Annotated in this window: 11 protein-coding genes; 1 reads left to right on the top strand and 10 read right to left on the bottom strand. The window is 70.4% G+C overall.

Features of this window, described 5'->3' with window-relative positions; genetic code table 11:
- Positions 1–15 precede the first annotated feature (15 nt).
- The 4 genes from AC07PU_RS29500 to AC07PU_RS29485 all read right to left on the bottom strand — a co-directional run bounded on the left by AC07PU_RS29500 (position 16) and on the right by AC07PU_RS29485 (position 3,996).
- Positions 16–450 carry a DUF2147 domain-containing protein gene (locus AC07PU_RS29500; protein ID WP_093354021.1) on the bottom strand — a complete coding sequence of 145 codons (435 nt, stop codon included), beginning with the start codon at positions 448–450 and terminating at the stop codon, positions 16–18.
- A 41-nt stretch (positions 451–491) separates the two neighbouring features.
- A complete protein-coding gene (locus tag AC07PU_RS29495; RefSeq protein WP_208509317.1) occupies positions 492–2,288 on the bottom strand; it encodes an acyl-CoA dehydrogenase C-terminal domain-containing protein in 1,797 nt (598 codons plus the stop codon).
- 59 nt (positions 2,289–2,347) lie between these two features.
- Positions 2,348–3,043, bottom strand: coding sequence for a TetR/AcrR family transcriptional regulator (locus AC07PU_RS29490; protein ID WP_495321902.1), 696 nt, complete (start codon positions 3,041–3,043; stop codon positions 2,348–2,350).
- Positions 3,044–3,237: 194 nt separating this feature from the next.
- The gene (locus tag AC07PU_RS29485; protein WP_057590961.1) at positions 3,238–3,996 is read right to left on the bottom strand and encodes an SDR family oxidoreductase; all 759 of its coding nucleotides are present in this window, start codon (positions 3,994–3,996) and stop codon (positions 3,238–3,240) included.
- 151 nt (positions 3,997–4,147) lie between these two features.
- On the opposite strand from AC07PU_RS29485, the gene AC07PU_RS29480 reads away from it, so the two are divergent.
- Positions 4,148–5,035 (top strand): LysR family transcriptional regulator, encoded by an 888-nt coding sequence (locus AC07PU_RS29480; RefSeq protein WP_489040814.1) that lies wholly within the window; start codon positions 4,148–4,150, stop codon positions 5,033–5,035.
- Positions 5,036–5,038: 3 nt separating this feature from the next.
- Here AC07PU_RS29480 and AC07PU_RS29475 read toward each other — a convergent pair whose 3' ends face one another.
- From AC07PU_RS29475 to AC07PU_RS29450, 6 genes are read right to left on the bottom strand one after another with little or no spacing between them, the layout of a single operon-like run.
- Positions 5,039–5,902: an isocitrate lyase/PEP mutase family protein gene (locus AC07PU_RS29475; protein ID WP_495321901.1), complete on the bottom strand. Its 864-nt coding sequence runs from the start codon at positions 5,900–5,902 to the stop codon at positions 5,039–5,041.
- Positions 5,899–7,314, bottom strand: a complete 1,416-nt coding sequence (locus tag AC07PU_RS29470) for an FAD-dependent oxidoreductase (protein WP_495321900.1) — start codon at positions 7,312–7,314, stop codon at positions 5,899–5,901. The genes AC07PU_RS29475 and AC07PU_RS29470 overlap by 4 nt, the downstream gene beginning before the upstream one ends.
- The gene (locus AC07PU_RS29465; RefSeq protein WP_495321899.1) at positions 7,311–7,925 is read right to left on the bottom strand and encodes a cysteine hydrolase family protein; all 615 of its coding nucleotides are present in this window, start codon (positions 7,923–7,925) and stop codon (positions 7,311–7,313) included. Before AC07PU_RS29465 ends, AC07PU_RS29470 begins: the two co-directional genes overlap by 4 nt.
- Positions 7,922–9,976: a hydantoinase/oxoprolinase family protein gene (locus AC07PU_RS29460; RefSeq protein WP_495321898.1), complete on the bottom strand. Its 2,055-nt coding sequence runs from the start codon at positions 9,974–9,976 to the stop codon at positions 7,922–7,924. Before AC07PU_RS29460 ends, AC07PU_RS29465 begins: the two co-directional genes overlap by 4 nt.
- Complete coding sequence (locus AC07PU_RS29455; protein WP_495321897.1) at positions 9,973–11,667, bottom strand: hydantoinase B/oxoprolinase family protein; 1,695 nt, start codon at positions 11,665–11,667, stop codon at positions 9,973–9,975. Before AC07PU_RS29455 ends, AC07PU_RS29460 begins: the two co-directional genes overlap by 4 nt.
- 2 nt (positions 11,668–11,669) lie before the next feature.
- A complete protein-coding gene (locus AC07PU_RS29450) occupies positions 11,670–12,638 on the bottom strand; it encodes a Bug family tripartite tricarboxylate transporter substrate binding protein (RefSeq protein ID WP_495321896.1) in 969 nt (322 codons plus the stop codon).
- Positions 12,639–12,672 lie beyond the last annotated feature (34 nt).

The following is a 12,672-nucleotide window of genomic DNA, read 5'->3' as shown; positions in this document are numbered from 1 at the left end:
AGGTTGCGCGCAGGCTTACTGCACGCGGTTCCAGGTTTGGGTGCGCCAGAAGGGGCCCAGATAGCCGCGCACTTCCAGCTTCTTGCCGCCATCGATCGGCGTGAAGCTGGCGCGGTATTCCTTGCCGTTCTCGGGGTCGAGGATCTTCCCGCCCTCCCAGACGTCCTTGCCGTCGGCCTTCTTGCCGCCGCGGATGATCTCCAGGCCGGCGATCGGCTGGCCCTTGCGGTCGTCCGAGCATTCGTCGCAGACCGCATCGGGCTTGCCGTCCTTCTTCAACGACTTCTCGATGCGGCCCAGCAGCGCGCCGCCGGCCTCGCCGATGCGGATCTCGGCCTTGGCCTCACCGGTCTTGTCGTCGACGTTGCGCCACAGGCCCACCGGGGTGGTCTGGGCCAGGGCCGTGACCGAGGTCGCGACGAGGACGAGGGCTGCAAGCGTTGCTTTCATGGTCGGCTCCGGAAAGTGGTCGAGGAAGGGAAAGCGCGGACTCAGGCCAGCGCGGCGTCGGTGTCCATCAGCACCTTGCTGCCGGCACGGGCCGTGCGCATCAGCGTCGCGGTCTCGGGGAACAGCTTGGCGAAATAGAAGCGCGCGGTCTGCAGCTTGGCGACGTAGAACGGGTCGGTGTTGCCGGCCGCGATCTCGCGCAGCGCGACCTGCGCCATGCGGGCGAACAGGTAGCCGAACACGAAGTGGCCGGCCACGCGCAGGTAGTCCACCGCGGCGGCGCCGACTTCGTCGGGGTTCTGGAAGCCCTTGAAGCCGATCTCGGTCGTGAACTTGGTGAGCTGGTCGCCCAGGCCCGCGATCGGGTTGATGAACTCGGCCATCTTCTCGTTCACGCCCTCTTCTTCGACCAGCTTCGCGACCAGCTTGCCGAACTTCTTCAGCGAAGCGCCGTTGTTCCCCAACACCTTGCGGCCCAGCAGGTCGAGCGACTGCACGGTGTTCGTGCCTTCGTAGATCATGTTGATGCGGTTGTCGCGCACGTACTGCTCCATGCCCCATTCCTTGATGAAGCCATGGCCGCCGAAGACCTGCATGCAGGCATTGGTCGCGATGTGGCCGTTGTCGGTGATGAAGGCCTTCACGATCGGCGTGAGCAGCGCGACCAGTTCGCCGCTGTCTTTGCGCACCTTCTCGTCGGGATGGTGATGCTCCTTGTCGAGCAGCAGGGTGCAGAACACCTGCAGCGCGCGGCCGCCCTCGGCATAGGCCTTGGCGGTCAGCAGCATCTTGCGCACGTCGGGGTGCACGATGATCGGGTCGGCTTCCTTGTCCTTGGCCTTCACGCCCGACAGCGAGCGCATCTGCAGGCGGTCCTTGGCGTAGGCCAGCGCGTTCTGGAACGCCACCTCGGTCAGGCCCAGCGACTGGTTGCCCACGCCCAGGCGCGCGGCGTTCATCATCACGAACATCGCGGCCAGGCCCTTGTTGGGCTCGCCCACCAGCGAACCGGTGGCGCCCTCGATCACGATCTGCGCGGTGGCATTGCCGTGGATGCCCATCTTGTGCTCGAGGCCGGAGCAGAAGATCGGGTTGCGCTCGCCGAGCGAACCGTCGGCCTTGACCTTGAACTTCGGCACCACGAACAGGCTGATGCCCTTGCTGCCCTTGGGCGCGTCGGGCAGGCGGGCCAACACCAGGTGGATGATGTTGCCGGCCATGTCGTGCTCGCCGGCCGAGATGAAGATCTTGTTGCCGGTGATGCGGTAGCTGCCGTCGGGCTGCGGTTCGGCCTTGGTGCGCAGCAGGCCGAGGTCGGTGCCGCAATGGGGTTCGGTCAGGCACATGGTGCCGGTCCATTCGCCGCTCACCAGCTTGGGCAGGTAGGTCTTCTTCTGCTCGTCGGTGCCGTGCGCCACCAGCGCCTCGTAGGCGCCGTGCGAGAGGCCCGGGTACATGGTCCAGGCCTGGTTCGCGCTGTTGAGCATCTCGAACAGGCACTGGTTGACCACGAAGGGCAGGCCCTGGCCGCCGAAGGCCGGGTCGCACGACAGCGCGGGCCAGCCGCCCTCGACGTACTTGGCATAGGCTTCCTTGAAGCCCTTGGGCGTCTTCACTTCGTGCGTGGCCTTGTCGAGCACGCAGCCTTCCTCGTCGCCGCTGATGTTGAGCGGGAAGGTGACTTCGGCCGCGAACTTGCCGGCCTCCTCGATCACCGCGTTGATGGTGTCGGCGTCGGTCTCGGCATGCGCGGGCAGTGCCTTGAGTTCCTCGGCGACGTTGAGCACTTCGTGCAGCACGAACTGCATGTCGCGCACGGGTGGGTTGTAGCTGGGCATCCGGAACTCTCCTGGTCGAACTGAAAGATGAAAGGGAAAAGGAAAAAGGTGCCGCGCGCTCAGCGCACGGTCTTGAGGCGGCGCACGCGCGAGGGCGCGGCGGCGGTGGCGGTCGGCGCGGGCGTCCCGGCCGCCGCATAGCGGCCGAGGATGTTGTCGAAGCCGGTGTTGGCGCGGGCGATGGAGCCGGGCACGCGCAGGAAGCGGGCCTCGTAGTGCAGCGCGAGGATCAGGCCGTGGATCTCGAACGCGACCTGGCGCTCGTCGGCGTCGGCATTGAGGTGCCCCTCCTCCTTCGACTGCACGATTGCGCGCAGCACGGCGGCCTGCCAGATCGAGACCGACTCCACCAGCGCGTCGCGCACCGGGCCCGGGCGGTCGTCGAATTCGGAGGCGCCGCTGATGTAGATGCAGCCCGAGTCGATCTCGGTCGAGGTGCGCTTCATCCAGTTGGCGAACATCGCGCGCAACCGCGGCAGGCCGCGATCGGCCTCGATGGCGGGGAAGAACACTTCCTGCTCGAAGCGCGCGTGGTACTCGCGCACCACCGAGATCTGCAGCTCCTCGCGCGAGCCGAAATGGGCGAACACGCCCGACTTGCTCATCTTGGTGATCTCGGCTACGGCGCCGATCGACAGGCCCTCGAGCCCGATCTGCGCGGCGAGCGCCAATGCGGCGTCGACGATCACGGCCTTGGTCTGCTGGCCCTTCTGGGCGGCGCGGACCGGCTTGGCGGAAACGGCATTGACGGACATCGTGGGGTTCCAGACAAAAACGAACGGTCGTTCTATTTTGCAGGGGCTTTCGATTTTTGGCCGGCAAAGACCTTGATTTAACAAAGGTTATACCGCCCGCATGGCAGTGGCGTGGCACTCCCCACAAGCGAAACGCCCCGTGCGCACGAGGCGCACGGGGCGTTGCAGGGGACCGGCAAGGCCGGGCCCGTCGATCAGAAGTCCTGCGCCACCGGCCGCAGCACGACTTCGTTGATGTCCACGTTCGCCGGCTGCTCCACTGCGTAGACCACCGCGCGCGCCACCGAGTCCGAGGGGATCTGGCTGGCCTCGTAGAAGGCCTGCACGCCCGCGGCGGTCTCGGCATCGGTGGTGCCGAACTTCAGTTCGGACTCGACCGCGCCGGGCGAGACGATGGTCACGCGGATGCCGGTGTTGCCGACCTCCACGCGCAGGCCTTCCGAGATGGCGCGCACCGCGTACTTGGTGGCGCTGTAGACGGTGCCGATCGGCGTGAACACCTTGATGCCGGCGATCGAAGCGACGTTGACGATATGGCCGCTGCCCTGCGCCTGCATGCGCGGCAGCACGGCGGCGATGCCGTAGAGCACGCCCTTGATGTTGACGTCGATGGTGCGGTCCCATTCGTCGACCTTGAGCTTCTCGATCGGCGACAGCGGCATCACGCCCGCGTTGTTGACCAGCACGTCGATGCGGCCGAAGGCCTCGACGGTGGCGGCGGCGAGCCGCTCGAGGTCCTCGCGCTTCGCCACGTCGGTGGCGACCGCGATCGCCTCGCCGCCGGCTTCGCGGATCTCGGCGACCACCTTCTCGAGCCGGTCGGTACGGCGCGCGGCCAGCACCACCTTCGCGCCGCGGGCGGCCAGGTGGCGGGCGGTGGATTCGCCGAGGCCGCTGCTGGCGCCGGTGACGATGGCAACCTTGCCGCGGATGTTGTCTTGAACGGAAGTCATGGTGTTTTCCTTGGGGTGGGCGTTGAAGAACTTGAAGAAGTGCATGCAGTGTGGAAAATCCGGGCGTTCCCGTAAATGAAACTCTCACGACTTCAGAATTCCTGATTCAGGAACACTCAGCTCACCCGTCAACCCACCCATCCGCCCACCCATGTCGAACCGGCTCGAAGCCCTGCGCGTGTTCTGCGCCGCCGCCGATGCGGCCAACTTCCGCGATGCCGCGGTGCGCCTGGCGGTCTCGCCGCAGGTGGTCACGCGCGCCGTGCGCGAGCTCGAGGAGGAACTGGGCGAGCCGCTGTTCCACCGCAGCACGCGCGGCGTGCAGCTCACCGACTTCGGACGCCAGCTCGCGCAGCGCGCGCGCACCGCGGTCGGCGGGGTCGATGCGCTGTTCCACCGAACCGACCGGCGCGCGCTGTCGCAGCACGCGGGCACGGTGCGCGTCACCGCGCCCAACGTCTACGGCCGGCGGCTGATTCCCGAGGCGCTGGCGCCGATGCTGGCGGCGCATCCGGGCTTGGTGCTCGACCTGCGGCTGTCGGAGGAACATGCCGACGTGGTCGACGAGCAGATCGACATCGGCGTGCGCGCCGGCCCGATCCGCGATGCGCGCTTCGTCGCGCGCACGGTCGGGCGCATGCAGCTGCGCGTGGTGGCGGCACCGGCGCTGATCGCGCGCACCGGCATCCCCGAGAACATCGAGGCGCTGCCGGGCTTTCCGCTCACCGCGCTGCTCGACCGCAGCGTGGGCCGGCCCTGGTCCTGGTTCTTCAGCAAGGGGCGGCAGATGCCGGTCGCGACGCCGGCCTTCATCAGCGACGACGTGGAGGCCGAGTGCACCGCCGTGCGCGCGGGCCTGGGCTTCGGCCAGCTCGCGGGGCCGCTGGCCGAGCCGCTGATCGCGTCGGGCGAGCTGGTCGAGGTGCTCGAGGCCGAGGCGCCCGAGTCCTGGCCGATCCATGTCTACCGCTCGCAGCGCGCGCCGGTGCCGGCGCGCGTGCGGCTGGTCTACGACGAACTCGTGCGCGCGCTGCGCTGAGACCTACTCGTACTTCTGTCCTTCGAGCATCAGCTCGGGCGTGCCGATCACCGCGTTGAGCGCATCGAAGTCGAGCATCTGCGGCCGCCATGGCTGCGTGGTGCGATGCCGGTGCAGGCTCGCGTAGTAGCCCTGCAGCGTGTGCGTCACGGCGCGCGCCGTGCCGCCCGGGAAGATCGCGATGCGAAAGCCGTGCCGTTGCAATGCATAGGCATCCTCGATCGGCGTCTTGCCGCCTTCGACCATGTTCGCCAGCAGCGGCACGCGGTCGCCGAAGCGCCGGCAGGCAGCGTCCATCTGCTCGGGCGAGCGCAGCGCCTCGATGAAAAGCGCGTCCACGCCGCAGGCGAGATAGGCCTCGGCGCGGTCGAGCGCGGCCTCCATGCCCTCGACCGCCACCGCGTCGGTGCGCGCGAGGATCAGGGTCTCGCTCGAGTTGCGCGCGTCGAGCGCGGCCTTGAGCTTGCCGACCATCTCGCGCTCGGACACCACGGCCTTGCCGTCGAGATGGCCGCAGCGCTTGGGAAAGGTCTGGTCCTCGATCTGCACCATGGCCGCGCCCGCGCGCTCGAAGCCGCGCACGGTGCGCTGGGTGTTGAGCGCGTTGCCGAAGCCGGTGTCGGCATCGACGATCACCGGCACGCGCACGCGCTCGGTGATGCGCGCCAGCGTGTCGGCCACCTCGGTGAAGGTGGTGAGGCCGACGTCGGAACGGCCGAGCCGCGTGTAGGCGATGGAGGCGCCCGAGAGGTACAGCGCCTCGAAGCCGGCCTGCTCGGCCACCAGCGCGCTGAGCGCGTCGTACACGCCGGGCGCGAGCACGATGTCGTTGCGCGCGAGCCGGGTCTTGAAAGAGGGATTCGTCATGCGGAGTTCGTCCTGGTTGGATTGCGTGCGGCGAGCGTGCGCGCCGCGATGTAGCCGCCGGCCACGGCGCTCAAGAGGCCGTTGCCGGAGAGATAGCCCCAGACCGCGTCGCCCGACACGCCACCCGCCGCGCCGCCAGCGGCCAGCAGGTTGTCGAAGGGCGTGCCGTCGTGGCGCAGCACGCGCATGTCGGGCGCGGTGTCGAGGCCGCCCTGGGTGTGGAACAGCGCGCCCGTGACCTTGACCGCGAAGTACGGTGCGTCGAGCCCGCGCGCGAACACGCGGCCGTCGGGCGTGGGCGTGCCGGTACGCATCGCGTCGAGCGTGGCCTGCAGCACCGCGGCCTCGCAGCCGATGCAGTCGGCCAGTGCGGCCACCGACTCGCAGCGCCGCACGGCACCCGCCGCCTCGGCCTCGCAGAAATCGGGAAAGCCGCGCGCCAGCGCGAGCAGCGGCGCGTCGAACACGTTCCAAGCGATGCCGCCCGGCTGCGCGAGCACATGCACCGCGGCTTCGGAGTAGCCCTGGGTCTCGTCGTGGAAGCGCCGCCCCTCGCAGTTGAGCTGCACGCCGCCTTCCATCATCACGGCCCAGGACATCAGCGCGCCCTGCGGCGTGACCCAGGAGCCGTGGCCCTGGTACCCGCCGAGGTCGCGCAGCCGCGCGCCCAGCGCCTCGCCCCAGAGGATCGCGCTGCCGTCGTTGCCCACATGGCCGCCGAACGCGGCCTCGGCCATCTCGGGCAGCAGCGCGCGCACCATCCGCGCATTGCCGCCGAAACCGTTGCAGGCCAGCAGCAGCGCATCGCAGCCCAGCGTCTCGCGGCTGCCGTCGGGGCGCGCGTACTCGACGCCGACCACGCGGTCGCCATCATCGAGCACCAGCGTGTCGACCAGCGCCTGCGTCAGCACCGGAATGCCCGCCGCCTCGGCGGCCGACTGCAGCGCCGCCATCAGCGCGGCGCCGGTCTTCTGTTCGAGCGCATGCATGCGGTGCACGCCATGGCCCGGGTAGAGGAAGCCATCGAGCAGCAGCCACCGCAGCCCGTGCCGTGCCTGCAGCGCATCGAGCGCCGGGCCGATGGCCCCCGCATAGGCCGCGACCAGCGCAGGCGCCGCGCGGCCATGGGCCTTGGCCTGGATGTCGGCGGCGAAGCGCTCGGCGCTGTCGTCGAGCACACCGTGCGCGCGTTGGGCGAGCGTGCCGGGCGCGGGGATGAAGCCCGAGGACAGCGCGGTCGATCCGCTGGGCAGCGCATCGCGCTCGAGCACCACGCAGTCCACGCCGGCGTCGGCCAGCATCAGCGCGGCCGTGAGCCCGCAGGCGCCGCCGCCGACGATCGCCACCGGCACGCGCACCTCGGCCTCGACGGAGGCCGCGCGGCGCACCGGTCGCGACGGATTCGAACTCATGCGAGCGACGCGGCGAAGGCCGCGCAGTCCGTCACCTCGGCCACGTTGCGCATGTCGGCCAGCGAGGTCTGGTGCCTTTCCTCGCCGAAGGCCGCGCAGCCGTCGGCCAGCACCAGCGTGCGGTAGTCGCGCATGTGCGCATCGCGCACCGTGCTCGCGACGCCGCCGTTGGTGACGATGCCGCAGACCGCCACCGTGTCGATGCCCGCGCGCCGCAGCACCCAGTCGAGTTGGGTGTTGAAGAAGGCCGAGTACGCGACCTTGCTCACGTTCACGTCGACCAGCCCGGCCAGCGCATCGACATTGGCCTGGCCCCAGCTGCCGGGCGCGAAGTCGCCCTTGGCGAGGTAGGGGCGCAGCGCCTTCAGGTGCGGCGACACCATCGGCTCGCCCGAAGCATCGGGCCACAGCGTGAACTGGCTCGCCACCACCATGCCGCCCGCGGCCTTGAGCGCGCGCGCCACCGCGGCCACGCGCGCCGGCAGCAGCAGCGCCGGCGGATTGGTGTCGCCGCCGCGCGCATAGGCGCCCCTCGTGTCGAGGAAGTCGTTCTGCAGGTCGATGATGACCAGCGCGGTGCGTGCCGCGATCGGTTGCCTGGTTTCGCTCATGACAGCCTCACGAGAAGGTTGCCGTGCGCATCGACCTCGGCATGGAAGCCGGGTTCGAGCCACACGGTGGTGTCGGCCTGCTCGAGGATCGCGGGCCCCTCGATGCGCGCGGCCACCGGCAGTTTCAGGCGCGCATAGCGTTGCGCCTCGTGCCAGCGGCCGTCGTGGAACACGCGCTGCGTGCCCAGCGGCGCGGTGCTGCCCTGCCCCTCGGGCGCGAGCACCTTCAGGTCGAACTTGGGCCGCACGCCGATGCGCGCATAGCGCAGGTTCATCACGCGGATCGCGATGCCCTCGAGCACGCGGCCGAAGGCGGCCGTGTAGCTGGCCTCGAAGGCGGCGCGGATGGCGGTGGCCGTGAGCGGCGCGCTGCCCAGCACCACGGGCAGCGTGTGCGTCTGGCCCGCGTAGAGCATGTCGAGCGCGATCACCTCGCGCACCTCGTCGAAGCGCACGCCCGAGGAATCGAGGCGCTGCTGGCAGCTCGCGGCCAGCTCGTCGATGCGGCGCTGGACCTCCGCCACGTCGAGTTCGGCCAGCGGCTTGTTGAGGGTCTGCACCGCGTCGTGGCGCATGTCGGCGATCACGCAGCCCAGCGCCGAGGTCACGCCGGGATAGCGCGGCACGATGCCCGTGGCCACGCCGACCTCGCGCATCATCGCGCACACGTGCAGCGCGCCGCCGCCGCCGAAGGGCATGTAGGCGAAGCGGCGCGGGTCGTGGCCGCGTTCGATCGACACCAGGCGAATGGCGCCGGCCATGCGCGCGTTGGCGACCGTGAGGATGGCCTCGGCGGCCGCGTGCACGTCCAGGCCCAGCGGGCGCGCGACGTGCTCCTCGATGGCCTGGCGCGACTTCTCGGCGTCGAGTGCCGCGAGCAGCCCGCCGCCCAGCGGCCGGTCGGCCGCGATGCGGCCCAGCAGCACGTTGGCATCGGTCACGGTCGGGCGCATGTTGCCGCGCCCGTAGCAGGCCGGGCCCGGCACGCTGCCGGCCGATTCGGGTCCCACCTGCAGCATGCCGCTCGCATCCACCGAGGCGATCGAGCCGCCGCCCGCGCCGATGGTCTCGATCTGGATCATCGGCGAGCGGATCACCATGCCGAACTCGATCGCGGTCTGCGCGGCCAGCGCGGCCTCGCCGTTGGCCACCAGCGAGACGTCGAACGAGGTGCCGCCCATGTCGCCGGTGATCGCGTTCGGAAAGCCGGCCGCGCGCGCGATGGCCGCGCAGGCGATCACGCCGGCCGCCGGGCCCGACAGCGCGGTGCGCACCGGCAGGTCGCTCGCGGTCTGGCGCGACATCACGCCGCCGTTGCTCTGCACCACCAGCAGTTCGCCCGCGAAGCCCTGCGCGCGCAGGTCCGACTCGAGCCGGCCGAGGTAGCTGCCCACCACCGGCTGCAGCGCGGCATTGAGCGTGGCGGTCGAGCAGCGCTCGAACTCGCGGATCTCGGGCAGCACCTCGCTGGCCGAGGTGACGTGCGGATTCGGCCAGAGCTCGCGCACCGCCGCGACCGCGAGGCGTTCATTCGCCGGGTTGGCGTAGGTGTTGATGAAGAACACGCAGACCGCCTCGCAGCCGGCCTCGAGCAGCGCGCGCGCCTCGGCGCGCACCTGGTCGAGGTCGACCGCGGTGTGCAGGGTGCCGTCGGCCAGCACGCGCTCGTCGACCTCGCGGCGCAGGTCGCGCGGCACCACCGGCAGGAAGCTGCCGCGCAGGCCCCAGGTCTGGGGCCGGTCGCGGCGGCGCATCTCGAGCACGTCGCGGAAGCCGCGCGTGGTGATGATGCCGGTGCGCGCCACCTTGCGCTCGAGCAGCGCGTTGGTGCCGACGGTGGTGCCGTGCACGATGGTGGCGATGGCCGCGGCCGAATCGGCCACGCGTGCCACGCCGTTCATGAAGCCGCGCGCTTCCTCGCCGCGCGTGGACGGCACCTTGACGATGCGCGCCGTGCCGTTCGCCTCGTCGAGCACGAACAGGTCGGTGAAGGTGCCGCCGACGTCGACGCCGACGACCAGGGAATTGCGGGGGGTGCCAGGGGAGCTCATTCGGATGCCTCGTCCTTGTCGTTCTTGTCGTTGCCGGTCGTCACATAGCCCATCGCACGGTCGGCCGCGCGCTGCGCCGCGGGCCGCTCGGCGGCCTCGCCCCAGCCGCCGCCGCCCGGCGTCTCGAGCCGCACGCGCTCGCCACGCTCGAGCCGGATGCCGCGCATCTTCGAGACCATCGGCGGCACGTGCCATTCGCCCGCGTTCTCGTAGCGGAACACGTTGACCGCGCCTGCGCCGCCGCCCGCGATGCCCTTGGGCGGCGAGGTGCCGCGCTCGCCGAACACGAAGACCTCGGCGTCCTGCTCGAGCAGCTCGATCTCGTAGACGGCGCCGAGGCCGCCGCGGTGCCGGCCGTCGCCGCCCGAATCGGCGCGCAGCGACCATTCGGTGAAGCGCACCGGATAGGCCGCCTCGAGGATCTCCAGCGGCGGGATGGTCGCGGTCGAGATCGGCGCATTGCCGTGCGAGAGCCCGTCGCCGCCCGAGTGGCCGCCATGGCCGCCGCCGAAGAAGCTGAACATCACCCAGCGCTGGCCCTCGCGGCCCTTGTCGCTGCGGTGGCCCGCGATCGACAGCGCGTTGATGGTGCCGTAGGCCTGCGCGACGGCGCGCGTGGGATCGGCCTGCGCGGCGGCGCTGAAGATCACGTCGATCATGCGCAGGATGGTCTCGGTATAGCCGCCGACCGGGCGCGGGCGCTCGGCGCTGATCACCAGCCGGTCGGGGATATCGAAGTCCACCGCGTCGAGCACGCCGGCATTGGCGGGCACGTCGGGGAACAGGTGCTTGAGCGCGACGTAGCAGGCCGCCACGGCGGTGGCGCGCGAGATGTTGACCGGCCCCGCGCATTGCGCCGAGGTGCGCGAGAAGTCGAGCAGCAGCCGGTCGCCGGCCACCGTCATGTCGAGCGCGATGGTCAGCGGCTCGTTCACGATGCCGTCGTTGTCGAGCAGGTCCTCGAAGCTGTAGCGGCCGTCGGGCAGCGAGGCGATGTGCGAGCGCATCAGCCGCAGCGCGCGGCCGCGCAGCTCGCCGAGCGCGTTCAGCACCAGCTCGTCGCCGTACTCGTCGAGCAGGCCGTGCAGCCGCTTGGCGCCGAGCTCGAGCGCCGCGAGCTGGCCGTTGAGGTCGCCCCACAGGCTGTCGGGCAGGCGCGTGTTGGCCTGCAGGATCGCGAGCACGTCGGCATCGAGCTTGCCGTCGCGCACGATGCGCACCGGCGGGATCTGCACCGCCTCCTGCCAGCACTCGGTGGCCGCGGGGTTGTAGTTGCCGGGCACCGCGCCGCCCACGTCGTGCCAGTGCGCGGCCGAGGCCATGTGGCAGTAGAGCTTGCCGTGGCGGAAGAAGGGCTTGACCAGCTTGAAGTCGTTGGCGTGCGTGCCGCCGTCGTAGGCATCGTTGCTGATCCAGATGTCGCCGTCCTTCATGCCGCCGCGCGGCTCGGCCGCGGCGACGGTGGCGCGCACCGCGAAGGCCATGGCGCCCACGAACACCGGCAGGCCCGACTTGCCCTGCACCAGCGTGTCGCCGCTGGTCGCGTCGTACAGGCCGTGGCAGGCGTCGTGCGCCTCGGCGATGATGGGATTGAACGCGCTGCGGTAGAGCGTGGCGTCCATCTCGTCGGCCACTTGCTCGAGGCGGCCGCGCAGCACGGCGAGCGTGACGGGGTCGAGTGTGTCGTTCATGGTCAGTCCACCTTCGCGCCGCTGGCCTTCACGACCTTGGCCCATTTGTCGATCTCTTTCTTGACGTGGGCGGCGAATTCCGCCTGCGTGGAACCCACCGGCTCGGCGCCGAGCGCGGCCAGCTTCTCGCGCACCTCGGGCAGCTTGAGAATGCGCTGCACCTCGGCCGAGAGCTTGTCGACCACCGGCTGCGGCGTGCCCTTGGGCGCGAACAGGCCCGACCAGGCATCGGCATAGAAGCCCGGGTAGCTCTCGGCGATGGTCGGCAGATCGGGCAGCGAGGGCGAGCGGCGCAGGCTGGTGAGCGCGATCGCGCGCAGCTTGCCGGCCTTGACGTGCGGCAGCGCCGAGGGCAGCCCGTCGACCATCATCTGCACCTGGCCGGCCAGCAGATCGGACACCGCGGGCGCGCTGCCCTTGTAGGGCACATGCGTGATGTCGACGCCGGCCTCGGCCTTGAGCATTTCCATGCCCAGGTGCGCGGCCGTGCCGTTGCCCAGCGATGCGTAGTTGAGCTTGCCGGGCTCCTTCTTCGCGAGCGCGACCAGCTCGGCCAGGTTCTTCGCGGGCACCGAAGGATGCACCACCAGCACGTTGGGCACCACGGCCACCTGGCTGATGGCGACGAAGTCGGCCACCGGGTCGTAGGGCATCCTGCTGTAGAGCGAGGTGTTGATGGCGTGCGAGCCGGTCACGCCCATCACCAGCGTGTAGCCGTCGGCCGGCGCCTTGGCCACGAGGTCCGAGCCCAGGTTGCCGCCCGCGCCCGCGCGGTTGTCGACCACCACGGGCTGGCCCCAGTGCTCGCTCATCTTCACCGCGACCAGCCGCGCCGCGGCATCGGTGGCGCCGCCCGGCGGGAAGGGCACGACGATGCGGATCGCCTTGTCGGGAAAGCCGCCGGCCTGGGCGGCGGCGACGAGCGGCAGGCACACGAGCAGCGTGCTGGCGAGGTAGCGCAGGAGTTTCATGGTGGGGTGGGCGTGAAGGTGGTGAAGAGGAATC

This window comes from Variovorax sp. GW821-FHT10D07 (assembly GCF_059415325.1).
This window is presented reverse-complemented; position numbering and strand designations above follow the sequence as displayed.

What these genes read in the sequence shown, in the direction of transcription:
- AC07PU_RS29500 (WP_093354021.1), bottom strand. Translation starts at nt 450, where the DNA reads ATGAAAGCAACGCTTGCAGCCCTCGTCCTCGTCGCGACCTCGGTCACG.
- AC07PU_RS29495 (WP_208509317.1), bottom strand. Translation starts at nt 2,288, where the DNA reads ATGCCCAGCTACAACCCACCCGTGCGCGACATGCAGTTCGTGCTGCAC.
- AC07PU_RS29490 (WP_495321902.1), bottom strand. Translation starts at nt 3,043, where the DNA reads ATGTCCGTCAATGCCGTTTCCGCCAAGCCGGTCCGCGCCGCCCAGAAG.
- AC07PU_RS29485 (WP_057590961.1), bottom strand. Translation starts at nt 3,996, where the DNA reads ATGACTTCCGTTCAAGACAACATCCGCGGCAAGGTTGCCATCGTCACC.
- AC07PU_RS29480 (WP_489040814.1), top strand. Translation starts at nt 4,148, where the DNA reads ATGTCGAACCGGCTCGAAGCCCTGCGCGTGTTCTGCGCCGCCGCCGAT.
- AC07PU_RS29475 (WP_495321901.1), bottom strand. Translation starts at nt 5,902, where the DNA reads ATGACGAATCCCTCTTTCAAGACCCGGCTCGCGCGCAACGACATCGTG.
- AC07PU_RS29470 (WP_495321900.1), bottom strand. Translation starts at nt 7,314, where the DNA reads ATGAGTTCGAATCCGTCGCGACCGGTGCGCCGCGCGGCCTCCGTCGAG.
- AC07PU_RS29465 (WP_495321899.1), bottom strand. Translation starts at nt 7,925, where the DNA reads ATGAGCGAAACCAGGCAACCGATCGCGGCACGCACCGCGCTGGTCATC.
- AC07PU_RS29460 (WP_495321898.1), bottom strand. Translation starts at nt 9,976, where the DNA reads ATGAGCTCCCCTGGCACCCCCCGCAATTCCCTGGTCGTCGGCGTCGAC.
- AC07PU_RS29455 (WP_495321897.1), bottom strand. Translation starts at nt 11,667, where the DNA reads ATGAACGACACACTCGACCCCGTCACGCTCGCCGTGCTGCGCGGCCGC.
- AC07PU_RS29450 (WP_495321896.1), bottom strand. Translation starts at nt 12,638, where the DNA reads ATGAAACTCCTGCGCTACCTCGCCAGCACGCTGCTCGTGTGCCTGCCG.